At 72.4% G+C, this 22,373-nt stretch carries 20 protein-coding genes; 6 read left to right on the top strand and 14 right to left on the bottom strand.

Annotation, left to right across the window (positions count from 1 at the left end):
- Nucleotide 1: 1 nt before the first annotated feature.
- Nucleotides 2-148: a hypothetical protein gene (locus Srubr_RS11700; protein ID WP_181794280.1), complete on the bottom strand. Its 147-nt coding sequence runs from the start codon at nucleotides 146-148 to the stop codon at nucleotides 2-4.
- Nucleotides 149-409: 261 nt separating this feature from the next.
- Between Srubr_RS11700 and Srubr_RS11695 the strand changes: the two genes are divergently transcribed.
- Together Srubr_RS11695 and Srubr_RS11690 are read left to right on the top strand one after the other, a co-directional pair.
- Complete coding sequence (locus Srubr_RS11695; protein WP_189991375.1) at nucleotides 410-4,243, top strand: nSTAND1 domain-containing NTPase; 3,834 nt, start codon at nucleotides 410-412, stop codon at nucleotides 4,241-4,243.
- 117 nt (nucleotides 4,244-4,360) lie between these two features.
- Complete coding sequence (locus Srubr_RS11690) at nucleotides 4,361-5,095, top strand: hypothetical protein (RefSeq protein WP_189991373.1); 735 nt, start codon at nucleotides 4,361-4,363, stop codon at nucleotides 5,093-5,095.
- Between the two features lie 115 nt (nucleotides 5,096-5,210).
- Here Srubr_RS11690 and Srubr_RS11685 read toward each other — a convergent pair whose 3' ends face one another.
- Nucleotides 5,211-6,116 carry an EamA family transporter gene (locus Srubr_RS11685; RefSeq protein ID WP_189991843.1) on the bottom strand — a complete coding sequence of 302 codons (906 nt, stop codon included), beginning with the start codon at nucleotides 6,114-6,116 and terminating at the stop codon, nucleotides 5,211-5,213.
- A 168-nt stretch (nucleotides 6,117-6,284) separates the two neighbouring features.
- Nucleotides 6,285-7,445, bottom strand: coding sequence for an alpha-hydroxy-acid oxidizing protein (locus Srubr_RS11680; protein WP_189991371.1), 1,161 nt, complete (start codon nucleotides 7,443-7,445; stop codon nucleotides 6,285-6,287).
- A gap of 411 nt (nucleotides 7,446-7,856) precedes the next feature.
- On the opposite strand from Srubr_RS11680, the gene Srubr_RS11675 reads away from it, so the two are divergent.
- Nucleotides 7,857-8,240, top strand: a complete 384-nt coding sequence (locus Srubr_RS11675) for an HGxxPAAW family protein (RefSeq protein WP_189991369.1) — start codon at nucleotides 7,857-7,859, stop codon at nucleotides 8,238-8,240.
- A gap of 233 nt (nucleotides 8,241-8,473) precedes the next feature.
- Here Srubr_RS11675 and Srubr_RS11670 read toward each other — a convergent pair whose 3' ends face one another.
- Entirely contained in the window at nucleotides 8,474-9,088 is a 615-nt protein-coding gene (locus Srubr_RS11670; RefSeq protein WP_189991367.1) for an acyl-CoA-like ligand-binding transcription factor, read from the bottom strand.
- An 82-nt stretch (nucleotides 9,089-9,170) separates the two neighbouring features.
- Here Srubr_RS11670 and Srubr_RS11665 point away from each other — a divergent pair, with 82 nt between their 5' ends.
- Nucleotides 9,171-10,106: an oxidoreductase gene (locus Srubr_RS11665; RefSeq protein ID WP_189991365.1), complete on the top strand. Its 936-nt coding sequence runs from the start codon at nucleotides 9,171-9,173 to the stop codon at nucleotides 10,104-10,106.
- A 126-nt stretch (nucleotides 10,107-10,232) separates the two neighbouring features.
- Nucleotides 10,233-11,141 carry a hypothetical protein gene (locus Srubr_RS11660; protein WP_189991363.1) on the top strand — a complete coding sequence of 303 codons (909 nt, stop codon included), beginning with the start codon at nucleotides 10,233-10,235 and terminating at the stop codon, nucleotides 11,139-11,141.
- 173 nt (nucleotides 11,142-11,314) lie between these two features.
- Here the strand turns inward: Srubr_RS11660 and Srubr_RS11655 are convergent, their stop codons facing one another.
- From Srubr_RS11655 to Srubr_RS11645, 3 genes are all read right to left on the bottom strand, one after another.
- Entirely contained in the window at nucleotides 11,315-12,061 is a 747-nt protein-coding gene (locus tag Srubr_RS11655; protein ID WP_189991361.1) for a transposase family protein, read from the bottom strand.
- A 72-nt stretch (nucleotides 12,062-12,133) separates the two neighbouring features.
- Nucleotides 12,134-12,589 (bottom strand): hypothetical protein, encoded by a 456-nt coding sequence (locus Srubr_RS11650; protein ID WP_189991359.1) that lies wholly within the window; start codon nucleotides 12,587-12,589, stop codon nucleotides 12,134-12,136.
- A 50-nt stretch (nucleotides 12,590-12,639) separates the two neighbouring features.
- On the bottom strand, nucleotides 12,640-12,918 hold the full coding sequence (locus tag Srubr_RS11645) for a hypothetical protein (protein WP_229926515.1): 279 nt from the start codon (nucleotides 12,916-12,918) through the stop codon (nucleotides 12,640-12,642).
- Nucleotides 12,919-13,088: 170 nt separating this feature from the next.
- On the opposite strand from Srubr_RS11645, the gene Srubr_RS11640 reads away from it, so the two are divergent.
- Nucleotides 13,089-15,131 (top strand): hypothetical protein, encoded by a 2,043-nt coding sequence (locus Srubr_RS11640; protein WP_189991357.1) that lies wholly within the window; start codon nucleotides 13,089-13,091, stop codon nucleotides 15,129-15,131.
- Nucleotides 15,132-15,198: 67 nt separating this feature from the next.
- Here the strand turns inward: Srubr_RS11640 and Srubr_RS11635 are convergent, their stop codons facing one another.
- The 7 genes from Srubr_RS11635 to Srubr_RS11605 form a co-directional block, all read right to left on the bottom strand.
- Nucleotides 15,199-15,864 carry a hypothetical protein gene (locus Srubr_RS11635; protein ID WP_189991355.1) on the bottom strand — a complete coding sequence of 222 codons (666 nt, stop codon included), beginning with the start codon at nucleotides 15,862-15,864 and terminating at the stop codon, nucleotides 15,199-15,201.
- 271 nt (nucleotides 15,865-16,135) lie between these two features.
- Nucleotides 16,136-16,510 carry a DMT family transporter gene (locus Srubr_RS11630; protein ID WP_229926514.1) on the bottom strand — a complete coding sequence of 125 codons (375 nt, stop codon included), beginning with the start codon at nucleotides 16,508-16,510 and terminating at the stop codon, nucleotides 16,136-16,138.
- Nucleotides 16,511-16,641: 131 nt separating this feature from the next.
- Nucleotides 16,642-18,195 (bottom strand): ABC transporter ATP-binding protein, encoded by a 1,554-nt coding sequence (locus tag Srubr_RS11625; protein WP_189991353.1) that lies wholly within the window; start codon nucleotides 18,193-18,195, stop codon nucleotides 16,642-16,644.
- On the bottom strand, nucleotides 18,192-18,977 hold the full coding sequence (locus tag Srubr_RS11620; RefSeq protein WP_189991351.1) for an ABC transporter permease: 786 nt from the start codon (nucleotides 18,975-18,977) through the stop codon (nucleotides 18,192-18,194). The genes Srubr_RS11625 and Srubr_RS11620 overlap by 4 nt, the downstream gene beginning before the upstream one ends.
- Nucleotides 18,974-19,927: an ABC transporter permease gene (locus tag Srubr_RS11615; RefSeq protein WP_189991349.1), complete on the bottom strand. Its 954-nt coding sequence runs from the start codon at nucleotides 19,925-19,927 to the stop codon at nucleotides 18,974-18,976. The genes Srubr_RS11620 and Srubr_RS11615 overlap by 4 nt, the downstream gene beginning before the upstream one ends.
- A complete protein-coding gene (locus Srubr_RS11610) occupies nucleotides 19,924-21,522 on the bottom strand; it encodes an ABC transporter substrate-binding protein (protein ID WP_189991347.1) in 1,599 nt (532 codons plus the stop codon). The genes Srubr_RS11615 and Srubr_RS11610 overlap by 4 nt, the downstream gene beginning before the upstream one ends.
- Nucleotides 21,523-21,568: 46 nt before the next feature.
- Nucleotides 21,569-22,372 (bottom strand): class I SAM-dependent DNA methyltransferase, encoded by an 804-nt coding sequence (locus Srubr_RS11605; RefSeq protein WP_189991345.1) that lies wholly within the window; start codon nucleotides 22,370-22,372, stop codon nucleotides 21,569-21,571.
- Nucleotide 22,373: the final 1 nt, after the last annotated feature.

The raw sequence follows: 22,373 nt of genomic DNA, 5'->3' as shown, positions 1-22,373 counted from the left end.
GTCAGAACTCCACGTCTTCGGGAAGGGACTGGACGTCTCCGGTCACCGCGTCATCGGGGTCCTGGCTGACGCCGGCCTGGTCGGGGTCGACGTCGAAGATCCCCGCACCGCCCACCGGATAGGGCGGCGTCTCCACGGGCTCGGTCATGAGCGCTCCTTCGTGTGCGAGTCGTACGGATCGATGGCGGCGCGGACGGTCCGGAAGACGGCCGGCCGGCGCTGTGCGGCGTGCCGCAGCGGTGCCGCCGGACACCGAGTTCAGCCGCCGCGGAGTTGGTTAGCAGCCCCCGTTCGCGCAGGTAATCAAAGTGCGCGCGCCGACGCGCCGCCTGGCCGCCGCCGGGGCCGGGCCCTACCGTGGGGGCGCGGCGCGAGGGGACGGCGCCGGTGCGGCAAGGGGGGACAGGGGATGGGACGTCCGGAGAACCCGATCGATCCGGAGGCGGGGCCGGTCCAGCGGTTCGCGGTGGAGTTACGGGCCCTGCGGGCGCAGGCCGGCGGTCCGACGTACCGCTCGATGGCCCAGCGCACCCCGTACTCGGCGGCGGCGCTGTCCCAGGCGGCGGCGGGCGAACGGCTGCCGTCGGCGGAGGTGACCCGGTCGTATGTCACGGCGTGCGGCGGCAACCCGGACGAGTGGGAGAAGCGCCGGCAGGCCGTCGCCGACGAACTGGCCGCCCTGCCCCACGAGGAGCACGACGCCCGGGACTCCCCGTACCGGGGACTGGCCCGGTTCGAGCCGGGCGACGCGGCCGTCTTCTTCGGCCGCGACCAGCTCGTGGCGGACCTGACGGAACTGGTGCGCGGGCACCGGTGCGCGGTGGTGCTCGGGCCGTCGGGCAGCGGCAAGTCCTCCCTGCTGCGCGCCGGGCTGATACCCCGGCTGCGCCGGACGGCCGACGCCGGCACACCACTCGCCGCCATCCGCGTCCTCACCCCCGGCCCGCACCCGGCGCGCTCCCACGCGGACAAGCTGCGGCCCGCCGGGGAAACCGGCGACACCCTGGTCGTGGTCGACCAGTTCGAAGAGGTCTTCACGCTGTGCCCCGACCCGCGGGAACGCGCCCGCTTCATCGAGGCGTTGCTCGCGGCCCGGGAGCCGGGCAGCCGGCTGCGGGTGGTCCTCGGCGTACGCGCCGACTTCTACGGCCGCTGCCTCGAAGACGCCGAACTGGCCGGCGTGTTGCGGGACGCCGCGGTGCCGGTGCCGGCCATGGGCCGCGAGGAACTGCGCGAGGCGGTGGTCAAGCCGGCCATGGCGCGCGGCCTCACCGTCGAACGGGCCCTGACCGCGCAGCTGGTGGAGGAGGCGGCCGGCGAGCCGGGTGGCCTGCCGCTGCTGTCGCACGCGCTGCTGGAGACCTGGCGGCGCCGCTCCGGCCGCACCCTGACCCTGCGCGCCTACGAGGCGGCCGGAGGAGTGCGCGGCGCCATCGCCCAGACGGCGGAGGACCTGTACGCCGGGCTGTCGGACGGTCAGGCCGACCACGTACGACGGGTGCTGCTGCGCCTGATCACGCCCGGCGAGGGCACCGCCGACACCTGCCGGCCGGTGCGGCGCGCCGAACTGCGCACCACCGGCCGGCAGTCGGCCGGCACCGTGGACACCGTGCTCGAACGCCTGGCCCGCGCCCGGCTGATCACCCTGGACGGGGAGACCGTCCACCTCGCGCACGAGGCACTCATCACCGCCTGGCCCCGGCTGTGGGGTTGGATCGAGGACGACCGGCACCGGCTGCGGGTACTGCGCCGGCTCACCGAGGCCGCCGAATCATGGCGGGAACTGGGCCGGGACCCGGGCGCGTTGTACCGGGGCACCCGGCTGGCCGAGGCCGCCGAGGCGTTCGACCCGGCCGACCCGGACCGCGAACTGAGCGCCGTGGAAAGGGAATTCCTCCACGCCAGCACGGCCGCGCACGCCCGTGAACGCAGGCGGCTGCGCGGGCTGACCGGGTCGGTGTCCGTACTGCTGGTGCTCGCCCTGGTGGCCGGTGCCGTGGCCTGGCAGCAGCACCGTACGAACGAACGCCGGCACCTGGCCGCCACCGCCCGCCGCGCGGCCACCGCCGCCGACGGTCTGCGCACCACCGACCCGGGGACGGCGCTGCGGCTCGGGGTCGCGGCCTGGCGGCTCAGCCGGACCCCGGAGACCCGGTCCGCCCTCATCGGCGCACTCGCCCAGCGCGACCTGCCCACGTTCACCGTGCCCGGCCCCACGGACACCCAGCTGCTCAGCCCGGACGGGCGGACCCTCTTCGGGCTGGGCGGCGGCAGGTTCGTCCGCCGGGACCTGGAGACGCGCCGGGTGATCGACAGCAGACGGCTGCCCGCCGGCATGGACGACCTCACCATGGGCGACATGAGCCCCGACGGGCGCTATGTGTCCGTGCCGGCCGAGGAGGAGGGCCTGCGCGTCCGGGTGTGGGACACCCGCACCGGCCGGTACCACGGCCCGGTCCTGGGGCCCGCCGACGACGGTTCCGGCACACCGGCGGAGCCGTTGCCCGAAGGCGACCCGGAAAATGCCGGAGAGGGGGGCACGCTGGTCGCCGCCGAGAGCGGCACGCGGGCGGAGTTCGGCTTCAGCTCCAGCGGGCACGCCTACCTGTTCCTCACCGGCAGCCGCCTGGAGGTGTGGGACACCGGCAGCGGGCACCGCCTGTTCAGCCACACCGCCAAGGAGCTGGAAACGGCCGGCGGCGGCGACATCAGCCCCGACAACCGGCTGGTCGCGACGTGTGTGCAGGGCGGCGTCAGGGTCTGGGACATCCCGGCCCGACGCCGTGTCGACACGGGCTGGAGCAAGCGGTTCGCCTGCGGACCGGAGGCCAGACTTCAGTTCTCGCCCGACAGCCGCACGCTGACGACGACGGACACGACGGGGATACGGCGGGTCACGGTCCGGTCCGGAACCCAACTGGCCCAGCTCTCCCAAGTGGCGCCCCTGAACCACGTGTTCAGCGCGGACGGCACGCTGGTGGCCGGAGTGGGCGGCGACGACCTCCTGCTGTGGCGGCTTGACCATCCCGAAGCGCCCGTGGTCCGGTACCCGCTGACCGACATCCAGCCGGACGACATCCGCATCGACACCACCGCCCGCGTCCTGCGCTACACCGCCGCCGGCTCGGACGGAGTGACCGTCGTCCACGGCGTCGACATCGGCAGCGCGCTGTCGCCGCACTGGAGCACGCGTGCCGCCGCCGCGGCGGCCCTGAGCGCCGACGGCTCGGTGCTGGCCGTCCTGGACGGCGGCGGCGAGGGCCCGGCCCGGCTGCGCATCCACGACGGGCGGACCGGCCGGCCGCGGTACACGATCACCGCTCCCGGGGTGCCCGTGGAGTCCGACGCCCTGAGCGGCGGCGAGACGGTGATGTTCCTCAGTGCCGACGGCCGCCGCCTCGCCTTCGGCTCGGGCCCGGCCGACCCGATGGGGCCGACGCGCGTCACCGTGTGGGACACCGTCCGCAACCGGAAGCTCACCGAGCTCAAGCCCTACGACGACGACATGCCCCTGGCCGGGTGGGTGCTCAGCCCGGACGGCCGGTCGCTGCTGACCACCGGCGTCGACGACGCGACGGTGACCGTGTGGGACGCCGGCAGCGGCCGGAAGACCGGGGACATCCGCTTCCAGGACCCGGCGCGGGGGCAGGACGGTGCCGGCGCCGGGGAGTCCGTCAACTCCATGTCCTACGACGGCGGTGTCCTGTTGATGAGCGACGGAACCCTGCTGACGGCCGACGGCCACGGCAGACGACGGCGGACGGTGGACTGCGCGTGCGTGAGTGTCCTGAGCCCCGACGGCAAGCGCGCCGCCTTCGCGGACATCGACGGCGGCATCACGGTGTGGGACGTCGAGCGGGCCACCTCGCTGGGCCGGCTGCCCGGCGGCTACTTCAGGGGAGCCACGGGTGAACAGGAGGAGACGACCGCGCTGGTGTTCTCCCCGGACGGCAGCGTGCTGGCCGCGGCCGGAGCGCAGGGCACCGTGCGGCTGTGGGACGTCGACTCCCGCCGCCGACTGGGCACCGACCTGCCCACGGCCGGCGACTGCGTCCTCGCCCTCGCCTTCACCGGCGACGGCGGCGGCCTGCACGTCGCGGGCGAACACGTGCCGCTCCAGCGCGTCGTCCTGGACCCGGACCGCGTGGCCGAGGCGGTGTGCCGCCGCGCCGGGGGCGGGCTGTCGCGCGCGCAGTGGCGGGTGTATGTGGCGGACGTTCCTTTCCGGAGGGTCTGTCCCTGAGAAGTCCGATGTGCAACCGAGAAGTTGACGGTTCGGTCCGCGGCGTCGACTCCGGCACAGCCTGATAATCTGCGATCTTCGCCGGTCACCCGGACGGAGTCCCCCTGGCGGGTCGCCATGTCACACCTTCAGCAGCTCATGACCGCCCTCGACGCACTGGACCGCGCCTTCGCCTCTGAAGAGCCGTTTCCCGTCGGAGGTTGCACGTACTGCTACGGCGAGGAGGGACTCGCCGAGCTCTCCGGACCGCTGCACCTCATATCCGACGACATGGTGTCCGCGGCCGCCGGAGAGGTGCCCAGTCACTGGGACGACTACCCGCGTCTCTACCGCCGTCTCGTCCCGCGCATCATCCGCCCCCTTGTCGCCGGCCGGTTCCACGTCTCCGAGCAACTGATCGCCACCCGGCTGGCCGAGGCGGGCTGGAGCACCTGGGACGCCCCCATGGCCGACGCTCTTCGCAACGTCTGGACCACATGGTGGCAGGCCACCTTGCATACTCACCCCAGCCCGGTGTCCGTCAGTGACACCCTCAGCCTCATCACCGTCACCACCGGCAGACTGCGCCCTTGGCTGGACGTCTGGACCGCCACGCGGACGCCGGCCGCCGACGCGCACTTGACGGACCTGCTGGACGACGTGCTGTTCGAGTACCAGATCAGCGACCTGAGACTGGGGTTCTACGACGAGTATCACGCCACCCCGGAGCTGGTGGAATGGCTCCTCACCGATGTGCGCGACCGTGTCACCGACCCCCGCCTGGACGACCCGGACTTCATGCACCACCTCCAGCAGCTGATCGACGCTCCGGCCGACGTCTCGACCGACGCGGTGCACGAGGACTCCCGATGACGGCACACAGGACGTCGACACGCCGGCGGCCCGAGGCAGGCACGGCCTGGCGGTGCCGTTCGCCCTCAGCACGCTCGCGCTCGCGGAAGCGGCGGGACTCCTCGCGGCAACTCGACTAGGCGTCCCCGGGGCGGGTGCCGCGGGTGGCGCCCGCCGATGCGGCGACCACGCACAGCACCGCGATCCACTGCGTCCAGTGCAGCGACTCCTGGAGGACGACCAGGCCGATGAGGGCCGCCATCGCCGGCTCCAGGCTCATCAGGATCCCGAACACGTGCGGTGGGACCTTGCGGAGTGCCTCCAGGTCGAGCGAGTACGGGATCACCGACGACAGCAGTGCCACACCGAGGCCCGCGACCAGGATCCAGGGCCGTGCCAGCGCCGTTCCGCTGTCGGCCACGCCGAACGGCACGGCCACCAGGGCCGCGACGGCCATGCCCAGGGCCAGACCGTGGCCCTCCGTGGTGTGGCGGCCCAGTGCCGCGCCGAGCAGGATGTACAGGCCCCAGCACGTTCCCGCGGCGAGGGCGAACAGCAGACCGACCAGGTCGAGTTCGCCGCCCCCCTCCATCAGCAGGACCACACCGCCCGCCGCGAGCAGGGCCCACAGAGCGTCCAGCCAGCGCCTGGATCCGGCCAGGGCCACCGCGAGCGGTCCGAGGAACTCGGTGGTGACCGCGATCCCCAGCGGAACGCGGGCCAGCGCCAGATAGAAGCACAGGTTCATCAGGCCCAGCGTCACGCCGTAGCCGACCACCACCGCCCACGTGCGGCGAGGCACGCGCAGCGACGGCCGCCACAGCAGCATCAGTACCACCGCCGCGAAGAACAGGCGCAACGCGACCGTCCCGAAGCTGCCCACCGCGTCGAACAGGTGCTTGGCCAGGGCCGATCCCACCTGAACGCTGACAACTCCGAGCAGGACCAGGGCGGTTGGCGGGATCGCGCCGAAGCCGCGTCCGGCCAGCGCGGTCAGGGGGGAACGGGGGGACGGGCCGGGTTCCGTCCGGTCGACGCTCATGGTGGCCACGCGTGGATTATCGATGCCCCGGCTCCGCGCGGCACATGATTTTCGCCCGGGGGGATGTGGCCTTCGGGGATGCTCAAAGGGGTTCCCTCTCCTTGGAGTTCCGTCGGCTCGGAGGCCGGATACGGCAACGGCCCTCGCTTCCGCGGCCCGTGCCGTCGGTCAGCGGACGCGTCGCAGGGCCTCCGGGGTGAGGTCGGCGAGGGTGGGATAGCCGTCGACGGCCATGAGGAGGTCGGTCTCGGCGAGCAAGGCGCGCAGGACGTGGACGATGCCGTCGGTGCCGCCGAGGGCCGCGCCGTAGGCGTAGGGGCGGCCGATGCCCACGGCCGTGGCGCCCAGGGCGATGGCCTTGACGACATCGGCTCCGGTACGCACCCCGGAGTCGAACAGCACGGGCAGGCCGTCGGCGGCCTCGACCACGGCGGGCAGGGCGTCGAGCGCGGGCAGGCCGCCATTGGCCTGTCGGCCGCCGTGGTTGGAACAGTAGACCCCGTCCACACCGCCGTCCTTGGCGCGGCGGACGTCGTCGGGATGGCAGATGCCCTTGAGGATCAGCGGCAGATCGGTCATCGACCGCAGCCAAGGCAGGTCGTTCCAGGTGAGCGGGTTGCCGAAGAGCTGCGCCCAGTGCATCACGGCGGCCGCCGGATCGTCCTCGGGAGACTTGGCGAGCCGGGAGCGGAACACCGGGTCGGAGAAGTAGTTGGCCAGGCAGTGACCGCGAAGCTGGGGGAAGTTGGCGGTCGCCAGATCGCGCGGCCGCCAGCCGGGGATCCAGGTGTCGAGGGTGACCACGATGCCCCGGAACCCGGCGGCCTCCGCCCGGTGCACCAGGCTCTCGGCCACCTCCCGGTCGGTCGGCGTGTAGAGCTGGAAGAAGCCGGGCGTGCCGCCGAACTCCGGGGCCACCTCCTCCAGCGGGTCGACCGTGAGGGTGGAGGCGACCATGGGCACGCCGGTGCGGGCGGCGGCCCGCGCGGCGGCGAGATCGCCGTGGCCGTCCTGGGCGCACAGCCCGATCACCCCGACCGGCGCCATGAACAGCGGCGTGGCCAGCCGCATGCCGAACAGGTCCACGGACAGGTCGCGTCGGGTGGGGCTCACCATCATCCGCGGCACGAGTCCCCATCCCTCGAACGCGGTGACGTTCGCCCGCTGGGTGTACTCGTTACCGGCACCGCCGGCCACGTACGACCGCACCGACGGCGACATGGCCGCCTGGGCCCGTGCTTCGAGGTCCGCGTAGGTCATCGGCAGGCTGGGCAGCGCTCCGCGCAGCCCGTCGAGGTAGATCTCGTACTGGTAGTCGGCGTAGGACATGATCCGGCTCCCCGGTGCTTCGCTGTTTCCGGCACGGCCCGTCGGCACGGGCTTCGAGCCCACAGTGGGAGCAACGGCCCCCACAGACCCACGGAACGCAGAATTCTCGCCCAACATATGCCCGGCACGCGGGAATTCGGCGAAGCCGCTCAGCGAGGACGACCGCACGCTGATCCCCGCCCTCCGGCTCGGCCCCGGAGTTTCCAGGGCGGCTGATCGCGTCGGCCGCGCCTGCCGGGCTCGTGTCTCGTGATCGGCGGTGCCGCGGAGGAATACCCGCGCGGGACTCCATTGCGGTTCCCCGGGCCCCCGGATAGATTCCCTGCTCGCCAAGTCATTCGGGCCGAGTGGTGCCGGGGGCGGCCATGAACCGCATCGGGCCGGTTCCGGCGGTGGGCGAGGAGGGGGCACGTGAGCGGACTCCATGACGAAGGCCACACGGTGGCAGGGTGGACCGGCTGCGCCGTGGCGACCATAGGCACTACGGTCATCGGTGTCGGCATCTGCGGCTGGCGTCCGGGGATCTGGCTGGGGCTGGCCCTCACGGCGGCGGCGGTGGTCGTCACGTGGGTCCTCCACCTCGCCGGCTGGGGCAAGCCGCCCGGGGTACGGCCGGCCGACCAGCATCCCCTGGGCGTGCGGGACCAATCCGCTCGGCAGGGCCACGCGGGCTGCGTCGGCTGCCGGCTCGCCGGACGAGGCGCGGCCTGGGCCCCCGCGAAGGCGGTGCCCGACCCCGCCCCCGAGCCGGCGGGCGCCGGGGCGGCGGGCACCGGGGCGGACATGTCGGCCTGAGCGTCCGATGGGCACCTGCGCCAGGCCCGGAGCACCGCCGCACGCAGCGACCGACCCGGGCCTGACTTCACACGCGCACGCTTCCTCAGCGCGCTCCCCTCTCCCGTACCCGCAGCCCCACCTCGCCCGAGCGCGTACGTCACCTGAGTCCTGACCCGCACCCCACGCGCATCGCCCGCCCCGCCCCGCGACGGGCGCTCGGTGCCCTGCCCGTGCAGCGCGGCCGTGAGGACCTACTCGCCGGCCACGGCGTCCAGCGCCGGCGCGATGACCGCGAAACACCCGTCGGTCAGTGCGGCGGGATCCTCCGTGCCGTCGCTCTCGCTCCACCGTTGCAGCACCGTGTGGAAGGCGGTCAGCGCCATCCCGGCGGCCAGGCGCGGGTACAGCTGTGTCGCCGGATCGAGGCCGAGGCGCCCGGCCACCACGGCCGCCAGCTCCTCGCGCCACTGGGCCTGGCGTTCGAGGAAGCGGGCGAGCAGGGCGGGGGTGCCGAGGATCAACTGCACCACGCGCAGGGTCCGTTCGGTCTGACCCGCGCAGGCGTCGATGGACCGCCACACCGTGTGCCGCAGGGCGGCGGACGGCGCTTCCGACGCCGGGCGGCTCGCCAGTTCCTCCAGCATGGCCGCGCCCAGCCCGGTCAGGAACTGGACGACCACGTCCTCCTTGGAGGCGAAGTACCGGAAGAACGTCCGCTTGGACACCCCCGCGGCGGCGGCGATCTCGTCCACCGTGACCGCGTCGAACCCGCCGCGCGCCAGCAGACCCAGCGCCGCCTGGGTCAACTCGTCGGCGACGAGCTGTCGCTTGCGCTGGGCCAGGGTTTCTGCGGGACGGGACGTCATCCCCCCATCGTATCCGCCGTGCCTTGACTGGCTCGCTGTGTCACGCTTGACACTTGGTGACACCTAGGGCACGGTGAGCCGTATGACGAGTCAGAAGAGCTGGACCGCCGACCGGATTCCGGACCAGGAGGGGCGGGTGTGCGTCGTCACGGGCGCGAACAGCGGCCTCGGTCTGGCGACCACCCGGGCACTCGCGCGCAAGGGCGCCCACGTGATCCTTGCCGTCCGTGACGAGGCCAAGGGGCGGCGAGCGGCCGCGCAGGCGACGGCCGGCGTATCCGGGGCCCGGCTGGAGGTGCGGCGGCTGGACCTGTCCGACCCGGACTCGGTCCGCGCGTTCGCCGACCGGCTGCGCTCCGACGGCGTGCGCCCCGACGTGCTCGTCAACAACGCCGGTGTGATGGCGCCGCCCAGGACGCTCACGGCGCAGGGGCAGGAAGTCCAGTTCGCCGTCAACCACCTCGGTCACTTCGCCCTCACCGGCCTGCTGCTCGACCTGCTGGCCCAGGGCGACGACCCCCGCGTGGTCACGGTGACCTCCGCCAACCACCGCCAGGGCAGGATCTTCTTCGACGATCCGACCGGCGAGCGCAGGTACTCGCCGATGGCGTACTACAACCAGTCCAAGCTCGCCAACGCGGTGTTCGGCCGGGAGCTGCACCGGCGGCTGAGCGCGGCCGGCAGCCCGGTCCGCAGCGTGCTCGCCCACCCCGGCTACGCGGCCACCAATCTGCAGACGGCCGCCCCCGTCGCCATGGTGAGACTCCTCTTCGGCCGCCTGCTGCTGCCGCTTGCCCAGACCCCGGACCAGGGCGCCCTGCCCCAGCTGTACGCGGCCACCGCCGGGGACGTGCGGGGCGGCGAGCTGTACGGGCCGGACGGCGTGGCCGGACTGCGGGGCGCGCCGAAGCGGGTGGAGCTGGCACCGCGCGCCGCCGACCCGGCGACCGCCGCCCGCCTGTGGGAACTGTCGGAGGGACTGACCGGCGTGCACTACGCGCTCCCGGCAGCGGCCTGACCCGTACGCACCGGTGCACCGCCCCGCGGACGCGATGCCAACGCCTGTCCGCGGCAGGCGAGTCGTGCGAGACACTGAGTACGACGACTCATGCCTGCCGCGGCGGACCCTGGCAGGCTCCACGCCATGACGAGTGACGAAGGGGCGCAGACGGCCCTGCATCTCCTCCTGGTCTGGGCGCTCATGACGGTCGCGATACCGGTAGTCGGCTTCGCGCTGATGGCGACGGCCTGGGCCGGCGGGTACGGGGCGCTGGTGCCGGTACTCGCGGTGGGCGTGCCGCTGCTGGTGGCGCTGCTGTCCATGATGGGCGCACCAGCGAAGGCCGTGGTGCCGCTGTGCGCCTCCGCCCCGAAGCGGCTCGGCTGGGCGACCCTGGTCTTCGTCCTCGGCACACTCGGCGTCCTGGCGGGACTGGTGGCCTACGGCCACGGCGTCCACCTGGGGAGCGCGGGCACCCGGGTCGCGCTGACCGGAGCACCGTACGCGGTGGCCGCCGCGTTCTTCGTGCCGAACCGATGGGTACGGCTCGGCGCGACGGCGGCCCTCGCCGCCGCGGTGGCCTACGGAGGTTTCATCGGCCCGGACCAGGCGCGGCAACGCCGGCACACGGCGGAGGTCGCGCGGTACCGGGAGCACCAGGAACTCCTGTACACGATCGACACGCCCCCCGGTATGCGGGTGGTCCGCGCCGAGGCCGGCTCCGCCTCCTTCGGTATCGAATACCACTCCATCCGCCGGGACGGCTACGTCGGCCTCAGCGTCCGGGTGCCGCTCGACCCGCGCCCCTCATGCCCCACGCCCCGGGAGAAGGACGTGACCTGCGCGGTGAACAAGCGCGGCGACATGAGCATGGTGCGGACGTTCCCCGGCGGCGGCCACCACGTCACCCTCACCCGCCGGTACGGCGCCGTGGAGGCCGAGGTCACCAGCCAGACCTTGGACGAACCTGCCCTGCGCCGCCTCCTGGACACGCTGCACCCGCTCTCGGACGCGGAACTGGAGGGTCTGATGAAGGAGAAGGCGCTCGGCTGACGGCGAGACGGTGTGCACGCGCACGCGCCGGGGCGGGCCACCCGCAGCACCTCGTCCAGCGCCCGGTCAGTGAGCCTCCGCCAACTTGAAGTCGCAGGTCAAAGGGCTGGTGTGGCCGATCCTCAGAGCGCTCATGCTGGTCGTGGGCGGGAGCCCACGGCGAAGATCATCCGTCAGCGGTTGACTTCGAGGTTCGTCAGAACAAGCAGGGCTCGCAGGAGCTGGGTGGCGCGGGCGGGGTCGGTGCGGAGCTTGGTGAGGACCGGCCAGTTCTTGAGGTGGGCGAAGCCGTGCTCGACCGGTGCACGTCCGAGGGCGAGGACACGGTTGGCTTCCTTCTCGCCTGGGGTGAGCTTGTGGGTGCGGCTGGCGGTGTAGCCGGTGACGATCACGGGGTCGAGGATGTCGTTGTCCAGGCCGCGGAAGCCGGGGTCGGCCAGCGCCCCGAGGCCGGCGGCGCGCAGGTGGGTAAGAATGCGGTCGTGGCGGGCGGCGGTGTCGTGGGTGCGGCCAGGCCGCGCGACGGATACCCAGATCAGGCGACCGTTCTCGTCGGTCAGGGCGAGGAAGTGGAGGCCATGAGTTCGGTGCTTGCCGGAGTAGTTCCGTCGGTCGGCCTTGCCTGTACGGCGCTGGGTGCGGATGAGAGTGCCGTCGATCAGGACCACCTCCGCGCCCTGCTTGACGACCTTCTTCAGGACGCGGTCCAGGCGCGGGGCCTGGGTGGCGAGCAGTCCGATCAGCTCGTCGCGCCATCGGCGGACCGTGGACTCGGACACGTCGTTGCCGCCGGCCATGTCGGCCAAGCGCTGGTCGTGACGCAGGACGGCCAGGTGGTTGACGGTGCGAGTGAACAGCGGCAGACGGCACTGGTAGACAAGCTGGCAGGTGTCCTCGGTGCGCTCTTCGGTATTCGTCACACAATTCCAACGGCGTCCGGGGGCACCCTGGTTACGCGCGTGCTGAGCCGCTCCGAGTGGCGGTGTTGCTGGTCACAGGCGGGTGGTGAACCGGCCGTCAGGCAGCTTCCGCAGCCAGCCGCGGTCGACGAGTCTGACCAGCTTGCCGCGTAGCGGTTCCAGCTTGGACTTCACGCTGACGTCCACCCCCACCACCTCGCCGACCTCACGGGCCATGACCGGTCCGGCGGCCTGCCGCACGGCGGCGATGATGCGCTGGTAGTCCGGCGGGAGCGAATCCTCCTCCGCGCCCAGTTCGCGGTGCGGGATCAGCACTACCGCCCGGCCACCCACTTGCCCGGGCACCGGACGGGCTGAGGAACGTTCCTCGGCGAGCTGCTCGGTCATCCGTTCAAGGACCCGTTCGGCGACAGCGAGTTCGTCCCGTTCGGCCCGCACTTCCGCCAGCTGTTTGGCCGGCTGGTCTTCGAGTTCGTCCAGTTCCGCACGCCGCGCGGTGATCCGTTCCAGCAGCTCGGGACCCAGCATGCACCGGATCGTAGAGGGCCGACGATCCTCAGCGGGGAAGAACCGGACGCTCAGCTCCCTGCTTGTGCTGCCGAGCGCTTGTTCAAGAACTGCTTCGCTACTTCGACTGCTTCCCTGCTGAGTTCCTCGAAGGAGACGCCCCGGCTCTCCTCCCAGCCGTCCAGGTTGTGTGCGCAGTAGACCAGTTGCTTCAGCTCTTCGGGGTAGCCGAGGTCCTCGGCAATGTCTGCCCGGATGAGGTGGATGCCGCACGCGGGGTGGTCGGGGTCGGTGACGAAGGGGTCCACGGTCGCAGCTTTCCACAACTCCCCCGCAGGGTTCTTACGCATGTGCGTACAACCGTGGTGTGGATCACGTCCGTTAGCGGCGGATAGAGACGAACCGCCTAGGTTGGGCGCGTTGCTGACGGGCCGTCTACCCGCGTAGGAAAGAGGGCGGCGCGACACACCAGCAATGTCCTGCCTCCGGGGTGCGGGGGTGGGGCCAGAAGGGACATGTCTTGTTCGGCACGTCCAGATCCAGAAGGAAAAACGTTCTTTCCCAGGTGGCTATAGGCACGGCGGCGATGCTGCTGTTCAGTGCCGGCGGGGTGGCCGAGGCCGCTGAGGCCCCGGCCGCGGCGGCGAGGCCCGACCCCAATGCGGCACCGCCCAAGGTGCACGGGCCGGAGAAGACGACGCGGGCTGCCACGGCGGGCGCGCGTCCTGCCTCGGGCAAGACTCCCAAGGCTGCGCCGCTGTCGCGGAACGCGGCGCCTGGCGGGTTCCAGCGGGTGACCTCGCAAAAGGTGCAGCTCACGAACACGGTGACCGACCCCGACGGGGATCAGGTCAACCTCACGTTCGAGGTGTGGACGGCGGATGCTGCCGGGAAGCCGGTCACCAAGGTCAAGCTGAACGACTCCACGTATGGGGTCATCGTCTCCCCGTATGTGGCATCGGGGGGCACGGCGAAGGTTGATGTTCCGGCGGGCAAGCTGGCGCTGAACACGAACTACGTGTTCCGCACCAACGCCTACGACGGCTCGCTGTACGAGACGGTGTGGTCTCCGTGGGCAAAGTTCCGTGTGGAGCTGCCCGTGGATCTCACCCTGCCGACACCGAACTATGCGAGCCCGAACCCGAACCACTTCGACGCGCAGCAGCCGCACTACTACCAGACGAAGCCTCTCGGCCAGCCGGGTACGCCGCTGTCGGCGCGGGCCACGGCCGCGGCGAAGGATGCGGTGGAGCAGTGCAGTGAGCCGGATGAGACCGGCCGTCAGGTGTGCTTCGGGAAGTCGACCCCCGCGCCCAAGGGCAAAGCGCCCCACGCGTCCGCGAAGGCGGGTGTGGCTGCGGCGACGGCCGGGGTGGAGTGGTGCAACACCGACTTTGAATCGATCCTCGCGACGCGGTTCATCGAGTGCGATGTGCGGTCGGTGCCGGTGATCATCAGCATGGACGGTGTGCCGCAGGCTGTGGCGAAGTTCATGTTCCTGCGGATGATCGAGCTTGACGGACAGAACACGTTCACCGAGCACCTGACGATCGAGCCCGCGCAGCAGATCCCGCCCGCGTTCCGTGAGATCAACTTTGTGGGCTGGAACCACCTGTGTGAGAACTTCTGCACTCCGCAGGAGCAGCCGGTGACGGCGTGGAAGGGTAAGCCGTGGTGGGTGCCGGGTGAGATGCACTCGGCGACGCTGACGACGCCGTACACGTGGGATACGTCGCTGGCCGGTACGGACTACCGGTTCAAGCCGGACATTCAGATCGACGCGAACATTCTCGCCGCCGATGGGAAGATCCGCCCGTTCAAGACCGGCTACCAGTGGTCGCTTGACTACGACGGCGGCACCGAGGATCTCGACCGTATCCGCTGCGACACCCCTGCCGCGGACGCTCCGGCCGGATCCGTTCCGGGCTGCGTGTTCGTGAATGTCGCTCCGACGTACACGTTCAACGCGAAGGCGTTCCCGCAGGCCGCCGCGCACGCGTGGCTGATCCAGAAGGCCACGCCGAAGCACCCGGGTTCGATGACGGATCAAAAGCCCCTGTACTACATGGGCGACGAGGCGCAGAACAACCGTTCCCGTGGGCGGATCTGCCCCACCGGGTGGGCCACGAACAACGGTGACGCCTCCGCCCTGGTCGACGCGGGCGACACCCTGAACTGTGACGAGTTCGCGTTTGCCTCGTCGTACAACAGCGGCGGCATGTCGTCCACCGAGGGCGGCATCAACCCGGCGATCCCGCCGGGGAAGACCACTCCCAGCGGGGATGCGTGCATTTCGATGTACGCGAAGAAGCACGGCAGCATGATCCACCTGTTCTCGCAGAACGGGGCTGACCCCACGTTCAACGAGGTGTGTGGCCGGGCGGCGATCTCGGGCATGCACAACCAGGAATCCATGGGCGGCCACTTCGCGAACTTCATGAAGCAGATGCGCATCAAGGACAAGGATGCGTACTGGCTGGATACGCGGATCGATGACGGCGGCACCTGCACGTACGGTGTCGGCGGCGGTCAGCCGGTGATCTGCCAGCTCGCTGCGCAGTAACACCCGGCACAACAGCGAGCGGCCCCCACCCGGGTTCTGGGTGGGGGCCGCTTCTGTGCGCGCGCGGTCAGGGCATCAGGAGGTGGACGGCGGGCAGGTCACCGGCCATCACAGCGGCCTGGTCAATGACGACGTCGGTGTACTTGCCGACGGCGGTGAACACCAGCTCCGGCAGGCGCGGCCCGTGCTCCTCGTGGTAGGCCACCACCTCGGCCTCACTGGCATCGGGGATCGAGGGGAACACGGCGCCCTCGGCGGTCAGCGCCAGGTCGAGGAAGCCGCCCCGGCCGGTGGCGGTGCCGAACTCGGCCCGGTAGGCGCGCCCGTCACCGGGGGCGTGAATGAGCGCGGCGGGCGGGCTGTACCGGTTGACGGTCAGGCACAGGATCTCTTCACCCGGGCAGGGGGTCATGGACTTGACCTTGCCTTGGTAGCCGCCTGCCCAGGTGGCCATGTGGTCGTTCTCCAGCACGTACGTCCAATCCCCGCACGTGCCGTACATGGCGTAGCTGAACTGTGCGGTGGGCGGCGCGTCGGGGAGGGGCCGGGTGCGCAGCTCGAACAGGGGAACGCGCTCGCTCAGCTCGTCGAGATCAGCGCCGAGGTTGATGAGGAACTCGTCCTGATCGACACCTCGGGCGAGGGTGAGGGAGATCCCGGCGTACATGCCACGGGTACCGGGCGGGGTGGGGGTGGTCTGCTGTGCGCCTATCCACGCGATGCCGTCGCTCATGGCGGTCACACTATCGGGCTGGTCTGACAGGGGCAGGGCGGGGAGCAGAGTGCCGGCGTCGCCCACCTCAAGAACTGGCGGATCCTCACCAAGCTCCGCACCGACCCCGCCCGCGCCACCCAGCTCCTGCGAGCCCTGCTTGTTCTGACGAACCTCGAAGTCAACCGCTGACGGATGATCTACGCCGTGGGCTCCCGCCCACGACCAGCATGAGCGCCCTGAGGATCGGCCACACCAGCCCTTTGACCTGCGACTTCAAGTTGGCGGAGGCTCAGTGCAGGAATTTCAGACCGACGACCCCGCAGATGATCAGGGCGAGACAGAGCAGCCGGGCGACACCGACCGGATCGTGCTGGAAGACCATGCCGTACAGGGCGGTGCCGACGGCGCCGATGCCGACCCAGATGGCGTAGGAGGTGCCGATCGGGATGGCCCGCATCGCATAGGACAGGCCGGCCATGCTGAGCACGAGCGCGACGACGAACAGCGCGGCGGGCCGGAACCGGGAGAGGTTCTCGGAGGCGTCGAGAGCGGCGGCCCACACCGTCTCCATGATCCCGGACAGGAACAGCACCACCCACGCCATGCCGGCCTCCTCCGCGACGTCCGGGGGCGGCGCCCGTGCCGTACCCGCCCTGTACGGCATCTTCGGCGCGTGCAGCGGGCCCCGCATGCCGTCGGCGCCCGTTCGGCCGCGCCACCGTGGGCACCCGCGGCCGTCACGCCGATCACTCGCCCCGTGGCGGAGCGAGCGGAGAGGGACCGGGCCGAAGACGCTCACCCCGGCCGGGCCCGACGGTAGGGCGGGCCGCCGTCAGGTGTCATCCGTGCCGTCGTCTCCAGCAAGGACACCGTGAACGGATGCCCCGGTGAGGCGAGGATGCGCTGCGCGGGTCCCTCCTCCACGACCTCTCCGTCGTCCAGTACGGCGATCCGGGCCGCCAGGGCGGCGGCCGTGCCGAGGTCGTGGGTGATCAGGACCAGCGACAGCTCCCGCCGGTCGCGCAGCAGGCCGGCGAGCGTGTCGAGGATGCCCCGGCGGGTCACCGTGTCGAGCCCGGAGGTGATCTCGTCGCAGATCAGCACCCGGGGCCGGGCGAGCAGGGCGCGGGCGAGGGCGGCCCGCTGGAGTTCGCCACCGGACAACCGCCCCGGCCCGCGCCGTACTTGCCGCTCGGTGAGCCCGAGACCGGTGACGGTGGCCACCGCCTCGGCCAGGGCCTCCGCCTCCGCCGCCCCCCGCAGCCGCACCGCCGTGCGCGCCACCTGCGCCAGGACCGGGCGGTGCTCGTCGAAGGCGGCCCTGGCGTCCTGGAAGACGTACTGGACGGCGGCCAGTTGGGCGCGCGACCGGTCCCGCAGGCTGCGCGGGAGTGGCGCGCCGTCGAGGAGCAGCTCCCCGTCGTGGCCCCGGTGCAGGCCCGCCAGACAGCGCGCCAGGGTGGTCTTCCCGCTGCCCGAGCGGCCGACCACGGCCAGGCACTCGCCGCTGCGGAGGGTCAGCGCGGGGGTGCGGAGCACCGTGGTCCGGCCGTGCCGGGCGGTCAGGCCGCGGACCCGGAGCACCTCCTCCCCGGCGTCCGGGAGCCCGGTGCGGCCCGCCGGGCCGTCCGCCGCCAGCAGCTCGGCCGTCCAGGCGTGCCGGGGCGCCTGCCACAGGTGGTCCGCCGCGCCCGACTCCACCACGCGGCCGTCGCGCAGCACGAGGACCTCGTCGGCCAGCGCCCGTACCACGTCCAGGTCGTGACTGAGCAGGACGACGGCGATGCCCTCGCGGGCGACGGCCGCGAGCTGGTCCACGATGCGCCGCTTCGTCAGCGCGTCCTGGCCGGTGGTCGGCTCGTCGGCCACCACCACCCGGGCACCGAGCAGCAGCGCCTGGGCCAGGACGACGCGCTGCTGCTGGCCGCCCGACAGCTGATGGGGGTAGCGCCGCAGCACCGCCTCCGGGTCCGGGAGCTGGGCCAGCGACAGGGCCCGCAGGACGTGCCGGCGCGCGGCGGCCCCCCGCTCCCGCCGGGGCAGTGCGCGGACCCGCGTACGGGCGATGTCCCGCAGCAGCGCGCCGACGCGGCGCGCCGGGTTGAGGACGGCGCCCGGGTGCTGGGGCACATAGCCGACCAGCCCGTCCGGGACCCGTACCGCGCCGGTGACGCGGGCACCGGCCGGGTACTCGCCCAGCAGCGCCAGGCCCGTGGTCGTCTTGCCGCTTCCGGAGGCGCCCACCAGCGCGGTGACCTTTCCGGCCGTGACCCGCAGGCTCACCCCGTCGACGATCGCCCGGCCGTCGATCTCCACGCGCAGGTCCCTGATCTCGGCGACCGTGTTCATGCGCGTCTCCTCTTCCCGAGTGCGGCGTCGGCGAGCAGGTTGCCGCCCATGGTGAGGGCGACGATCAGCAGGGCGGGCACCACCACGGCCCAGGGCTGGATGTACAGCCCGGTGCGGTTGCGGTCCACCATCACCGCCCAGTCGGCGGCGTCCGGTTCGACGCCCACGCCGAGGAACGCGGCGGTGGCCACGAGGTAGAGCACCCCGGTGAGCCGTACGCCGGCGTCGGCGGCGAGCGTCCGCGCGACCGACCTGCCGACGTAGCCGACGGCCGTACGCCACCAGGTCTCGCCCTGCATGCGCAGCGCCTCGACCGCGGGACGGGACGCCACCTCCGCCGCGGCGGCCCGTACGATCCGGGCGGCGTCCGGGATGTTGACCAGGGCCACCAGCAGCGCGAGCCCCGCCGTCCCCGGGGTGACGACGGAGGCGACGAGCAGGATCATCAGCAGCGACGGCACGGCGAGCAGCACGTCCAGCGGCCGCATCAGCACCTCTTCCAGCCAGGTGCGGTGGGTGAGCGCGCCGGTCAGCCCGAGCGGCAGGGCGACCAGGTACGCCAGCGCGGTCGCCGCGAGCGACACGAGCACCACGGACCGGCCGCCGAGCAGCACCTGCCGCCACACGTCCCGCCCGACGAAGTCGGTGCCCAGCCAGTGCCCGCCCCCGAGCGTGAAGGACGCGGCGCGCGGCCCCGGATCCCCCGCGACCAGCGGCCCGAGCAGGGCCAGGAGCAACGGTACGGCGACGACGAGCCCCCCGGCGACGAAACGCGACCTCATGCCGCCACCTCCGAACGCGGCGCGAAGCGGCGCGCGACCAGGTCGGCGCCCAGGTTCAAGGCGACGGTCGTCACGCCGAAGACGACGGCGAGACCCTGCACCACCGGGACGTCGCGTTCGGCGACGGCGTTCATCAGGACGGTGCCGAGCCCGGGGATCACGTACAGCGCCTCCACGACGATGACCCCGCACAGCAGCCAGTCGATGGTCCGGGCGAGCTGCTGGGCGGCGGGCGTGATCGCGTTCGGCAGGGCGTGCCCGTACCGGACCCGGGCGCCCGGGACGCCGTAGCGCCGGGCCTGCGCGACGTACGGCGAGGCGAGCGCGTCGATCATCCCGGCCCGTACGAGGCGGGCCAGGGAGCACACCGGCCGGGACAGCAGCACCAGCACGGGCAGCACCAGGGCGGCGGGGTGGGCCGGCAGGTCGGTGCCGTACCCGACGGCGGTCGGCGGCAGCCAGCCCAGGCGCAGCGCGAACACCGTGGTCAGCAGCACGCCGAAGGCGAACTCCGGCACCGCGTACACGCCCAGCGTCACCGAGCTGACGAACCGGTCCACGAACCGCCCCTCGTGGCGGGCCGCGAGCACGCCCAGACCGACACCGGCCGGCACCAGCAGCACCACCGTGAGCGAGGCGAGCAGCAGCGTCGGGCCGAAACCGCCGGTGATGTACGTACTGACGGGCCGCCCCGAGGCCAGCGACGTGCCGAAGTCGCCGTGCGCCAGGCCGCCCGCCCACTCCAGCAGCCGTTCGTGCGCCGGCCGGTCGAGGTGCAGGGCCTCCCGGATGGCCGCGATCCGCTCCGGGTCCGGCTGGTCGCCGGCGAGGGCCACGGCGGCATCGCCCGGCAGCGCCTCGGTGAGCGCGAAGACCAGCAGCACGACGGCCGCCGTCTGCGCGACGCCGAGCAGCAGCCGCCGGGCGATCCAGGACGGGAGTCCCCTCACGCGAGCCACACCTTGTCGAAGCGCGCCCAGTCCAGGGAGTTGGCGGGCGCCTCGGCCGCGACCCCCCGGACGGTGCGGGCGGTGCCGATGATCCAGTCGGCGAACCCCCACACCAGGAAGCCGCCCTCGGCGTACAGGCGGCGCTGCATGCGCTCGTAGACGGCGGCCCGCTCCTGCTTGTCCTTGGTGGACTGGGCCTGCTGGTACAGGGCGTCGAAGTCCTTGTGGCGCCACTTGGTGGCGTTCGTGGTGGAACCGGTCAGCAGCCGCTGGGAGATGTGCGCCTCGATGGGCATGGCGCCGGAGCGGTAGGAGCAGAGGGTGCCGGAGTCGAGGATGTCCTTCCAGTAGCTGTCCTTGCTGCTGGTCCTGATCTCCACGGTGACACCGGCCTTGGCGGCCTGGTCCCGGAAGATCGCGGCGGCCTCGGTGAACCCGGCGGCGACGGGCGAGGTGTCGAGGGTGACCTTCAGCCTCTCCGCGCCGGCCTGCCTCAGCAGCGCCTTGGCCCGGTCCAGGTCCTGCGCGCGCTGCGGGAGGTGCGCGGCGTAGTACTCGTAGCCCTTGCCGAACAAGTCGTTGCCGATCTCGCCCGTGCCGGACAGGGCACCGTCGACCAGTTCCTCGCGGTCGGCGATCAGGAAGAACGCCTCACGCACCCGCTTGTCGTCGAACGGCGGCCGGTCGGTCTTCATCGCGAAGGACTGCATGACGCTGTTGCGCAGCCGCACGATCTCGATGTGCCCCTTGCCCTCGTGGGCGCGGGCGGTCGCGGGGTTCAGCTCGTGGGCGTACTCGACCTGGCCGCCGAGCAGCGCGTTGATCCGTGCCGACTCCTCGTTGGCGACGACGAACTCCACCTCGTCCAGGTACGGGGCGCCGTCCCAGTAGTCCTCGTTGCGCCGCAGGACGGCCGATCTGCCGGGCGCGAAGGAGACGAAGCGGAACGGTCCGCTGCCGACCGGCTCGCCGTCGAAGTCCTGGTGGCCGCGCGGAACGATGTACGCGCCGAACGCGGCCAGCACGTTGGGGAACTCGGCGGTCGGCCGCTTCAGGACGAACTCGACGGTGCGCGGGTCCAGGGCCCGGCTCGCGGCCAGGTCGATGGGCTCCAGGGACGCCTTGGCACGGAACGCCTTGCCCGGGTCGGCGATGCGGCGGTAGCTGTAGAGGACGTCCTCGGCGGTGACGGGCCTGCCGTCGTGGAAGGCGGCCTCGCGCAGGGTGACCTTCCAGCGGTCCAGGCCCGCGTTCGGTTCCCACGCGGAGGCCAGGCGCGGCCGGGCGGACAGGTCGGCGCCGTAGTCCGCGAGCTTGTCGAAGAGGGCCTTGGCGCGGGCCACGTCGGCGAACAGGTTGGCGAGGTGCGGGTCGAGGGTCTCGGAGGCGCCGCCGCCGGCGAACGCGGCACGCAGCCGTCCGCCGCGCCGGGGCTTGCCGTCGCCCTCGCCGGCCGTGCCGGCCGTGCCGGAACCGGCGCAACCGGTGACGGCGAGCGCGCCGAGGCCGGCCATGGCCGCGGCCCCGGCGAGGAAGCCCCGGCGGCGCAGGCCGGGGAAGCGGGAATCGACGAGCGGTGTCTGAGGGGAGTTCATGACGTGTCCTTGGTGTGCCGTGCGAGCGGTTGTCGGCGTGGGGGATTCAGGGGCGGTGTGCCAGGCGGGCGACGAGGTGCAGCCGGTCGGCGTCGGCCGTCTCGCCGGGCGGGTCGCCCTCGCGCCACACGGGCTCGGTGCGCGGGCCCGGCCCGTCGTGCAGCGCGAGCACCTCGAAGCCGTGGGCGGTGAGGAGCCGGCGCAGCTCCTGCGGGAAGAGCAGCCGCCACGCGGAGCGCTGCTCGACGGGCGGGGAGCCGTCGTCGGCGGTCCACACGCGGGTGCGGCGCAGCAGCTGCGCGGTGCGGTCGACGTACAGGCGGGTGGTGGAGCGGTAGCCGACCCCCTGCCACTCGAAGCCGCTCACGGCCGGGGCGTCGAGCAGCTCCGTACGGCCGAGGAAGAACGCGCCGTTGCGCATCTCCGCGACGAGCAGCCCGCCGGGGACCAGCGCGTGCCGGCACGACGTCAGGAAGCCGTCGAGCTGGTCGTTGGTGTGGCAGTACAGCAGGGCGCTGTCCAGGCACACCACCGCGTCGAAGGCGCCCTTGCCGAGGTCGAAGCCGCGCAGGTCGGCCCGGACGTAGGCGGGCCCGGGATGCTGTGCGCGGGCGTACTCCAGCATGGCCCGCGACAGATCGGCGCCCGTGACCGTACGGCCGGACGCGTGCAGGTGGGCGGCGTCCCGGCCGGTGCCGCAGCCCAGGTCCAGCACCCGCGGGCCGGGGGCCGCGTACCGCCGCAGGCAGTCCTCGGTCCAGCGCCCGGCGAGCCGTCCGGGATCGGGGAAACGCGCCTCGTACAGCGCCGGGTTGTCGGTGAGCAGGTTCCTCGAGAGCGGGTCGTCCATG

The organism is Streptomyces rubradiris (assembly GCF_016860525.1).
Lineage (GTDB): Bacteria > Actinomycetota > Actinomycetes > Streptomycetales > Streptomycetaceae > Streptomyces > Streptomyces rubradiris.
Note: the sequence above shows the minus strand (reverse complement) of the source record. Positions and strands in the feature narration are given on the sequence as shown.

Bases quoted from the DNA above. Each gene is read 5' to 3' on its own strand.
- Srubr_RS11620 (WP_189991351.1), bottom strand. From the start codon at position 18,977: ATGAGGTCGCGTTTCGTCGCCGGGGGGCTCGTCGTCGCCGTACCGTTG.
- Srubr_RS11605 (WP_189991345.1), bottom strand. From the start codon at position 22,372: ATGGACGACCCGCTCTCGAGGAACCTGCTCACCGACAACCCGGCGCTG.
- Srubr_RS11645 (WP_229926515.1), bottom strand. From the start codon at position 12,918: ATGCGTAAGAACCCTGCGGGGGAGTTGTGGAAAGCTGCGACCGTGGAC.
- Srubr_RS11630 (WP_229926514.1), bottom strand. From the start codon at position 16,510: ATGCCGTACAGGGCGGGTACGGCACGGGCGCCGCCCCCGGACGTCGCG.
- Srubr_RS11665 (WP_189991365.1), top strand. From the start codon at position 9,171: ATGACGAGTCAGAAGAGCTGGACCGCCGACCGGATTCCGGACCAGGAG.
- Srubr_RS11650 (WP_189991359.1), bottom strand. From the start codon at position 12,589: ATGCTGGGTCCCGAGCTGCTGGAACGGATCACCGCGCGGCGTGCGGAA.
- Srubr_RS11635 (WP_189991355.1), bottom strand. From the start codon at position 15,864: ATGAGCGACGGCATCGCGTGGATAGGCGCACAGCAGACCACCCCCACC.
- Srubr_RS11660 (WP_189991363.1), top strand. From the start codon at position 10,233: ATGACGAGTGACGAAGGGGCGCAGACGGCCCTGCATCTCCTCCTGGTC.
- Srubr_RS11695 (WP_189991375.1), top strand. From the start codon at position 410: ATGGGACGTCCGGAGAACCCGATCGATCCGGAGGCGGGGCCGGTCCAG.
- Srubr_RS11670 (WP_189991367.1), bottom strand. From the start codon at position 9,088: ATGACGTCCCGTCCCGCAGAAACCCTGGCCCAGCGCAAGCGACAGCTC.
- Srubr_RS11625 (WP_189991353.1), bottom strand. From the start codon at position 18,195: ATGAACACGGTCGCCGAGATCAGGGACCTGCGCGTGGAGATCGACGGC.
- Srubr_RS11700 (WP_181794280.1), bottom strand. From the start codon at position 148: ATGACCGAGCCCGTGGAGACGCCGCCCTATCCGGTGGGCGGTGCGGGG.
- Srubr_RS11685 (WP_189991843.1), bottom strand. From the start codon at position 6,116: ATGAGCGTCGACCGGACGGAACCCGGCCCGTCCCCCCGTTCCCCCCTG.
- Srubr_RS11610 (WP_189991347.1), bottom strand. From the start codon at position 21,522: ATGAACTCCCCTCAGACACCGCTCGTCGATTCCCGCTTCCCCGGCCTG.
- Srubr_RS11690 (WP_189991373.1), top strand. From the start codon at position 4,361: ATGTCACACCTTCAGCAGCTCATGACCGCCCTCGACGCACTGGACCGC.
- Srubr_RS11680 (WP_189991371.1), bottom strand. From the start codon at position 7,445: ATGTCCTACGCCGACTACCAGTACGAGATCTACCTCGACGGGCTGCGC.